Annotated in this window: 1 rRNA gene; it reads right to left on the bottom strand. The window is 50.8% G+C overall.

Annotated elements, in window-relative coordinates:
* Nucleotides 1-56: 56 nt before the first annotated feature.
* Nucleotides 57-1,616: ribosomal RNA gene (locus FJU10_RS18910) — 16S ribosomal RNA — on the bottom strand.
* Between the last annotated feature and the right edge of the window lie 176 nt (nucleotides 1,617-1,792).

Below are 1,792 nucleotides of genomic sequence, written 5' to 3'. Positions count from 1 at the left end.
ACCTCTCAAAACTGAACAAAGGCAAACGATGTGTAGTCTTCCGAAATATTCCTTAGAAAGGAGGTGATCCAGCCGCACCTTCCGATACGGCTACCTTGTTACGACTTCACCCCAATCATCTATCCCACCTTAGGCGGCTGGCTCCAAAAAGGTTACCTCACCGACTTCGGGTGTTACAAACTCTCGTGGTGTGACGGGCGGTGTGTACAAGGCCCGGGAACGTATTCACCGCGGCGTGCTGATCCGCGATTACTAGCGATTCCGGCTTCATGTAGGCGAGTTGCAGCCTACAATCCGAACTGAGAGAAGCTTTAAGAGATTAGCTTAGCCTCGCGACTTCGCAACTCGTTGTACTTCCCATTGTAGCACGTGTGTAGCCCAGGTCATAAGGGGCATGATGATTTGACGTCATCCCCACCTTCCTCCGGTTTGTCACCGGCAGTCTCGCTAGAGTGCCCAACTAAATGATGGCAACTAACAATAAGGGTTGCGCTCGTTGCGGGACTTAACCCAACATCTCACGACACGAGCTGACGACAACCATGCACCACCTGTCACTTTGCCCCCGAAGGGGAAGCTCTATCTCTAGAGTGGTCAAAGGATGTCAAGACCTGGTAAGGTTCTTCGCGTTGCTTCGAATTAAACCACATGCTCCACCGCTTGTGCGGGCCCCCGTCAATTCCTTTGAGTTTCAACCTTGCGGTCGTACTCCCCAGGCGGAGTGCTTAATGCGTTTGCTGCAGCACTGAAGGGCGGAAACCCTCCAACACTTAGCACTCATCGTTTACGGCGTGGACTACCAGGGTATCTAATCCTGTTCGCTCCCCACGCTTTCGAGCCTCAGCGTCAGTTACAGACCAGAGAGCCGCCTTCGCCACTGGTGTTCCTCCATATATCTACGCATTTCACCGCTACACATGGAATTCCACTCTCCTCTTCTGCACTCAAGTCTCCCAGTTTCCAATGACCCTCCCCGGTTGAGCCGGGGGCTTTCACATCAGACTTAAGAAACCGCCTGCGCTCGCTTTACGCCCAATAAATCCGGACAACGCTTGCCACCTACGTATTACCGCGGCTGCTGGCACGTAGTTAGCCGTGGCTTTCTGGTTAGATACCGTCAAGGGATGAACATTTTACTCTCATCCTTGTTCTTCTCTAACAACAGAGTTTTACGATCCGAAAACCTTCTTCACTCACGCGGCGTTGCTCGGTCAGACTTTCGTCCATTGCCGAAGATTCCCTACTGCTGCCTCCCGTAGGAGTCTGGGCCGTGTCTCAGTCCCAGTGTGGCCGATCACCCTCTCAGGTCGGCTATGCATCGTTGCCTTGGTGAGCCGTTACCTCACCAACTAGCTAATGCACCGCGGGTCCATCCATCAGTGACGCAAAAGCGCCTTTCAACTTTCTTCCATGCGGAAAATAGTGTTATACGGTATTAGCACCTGTTTCCAAGTGTTATCCCCTTCTGATGGGCAGGTTACCCACGTGTTACTCACCCGTTCGCCACTCTTTTTCTTTCGGTGGAGCAAGCTCCGGTGAAAGAAAAAGCGTTCGACTTGCATGTATTAGGCACGCCGCCAGCGTTCGTCCTGAGCCAGGATCAAACTCTCATAATGATTTGTTTGAATGACCAGACGGTCATTAAGCTCATAAAAATTAACTTTGCTAGCTATTGCTTGCATGTATTTGTTTCAATAAATTGAAACGTCCTACACATTGGTTCGTTTGCTTGCTTTGTTCAGTTTTCAAAGGTCTACCGTGCTGTGTTAGCAACTTTTATATCATATCAGAG

Source organism: Enterococcus sp. OL5, from assembly GCF_006491895.1.
Classification (GTDB): Bacteria; Bacillota; Bacilli; order Lactobacillales; family Enterococcaceae; genus Enterococcus_D; species Enterococcus_D innesii.
The sequence above is the reverse complement of the archived record's forward strand: the minus strand, read 5'-3'. Positions and strand labels throughout refer to the sequence as shown.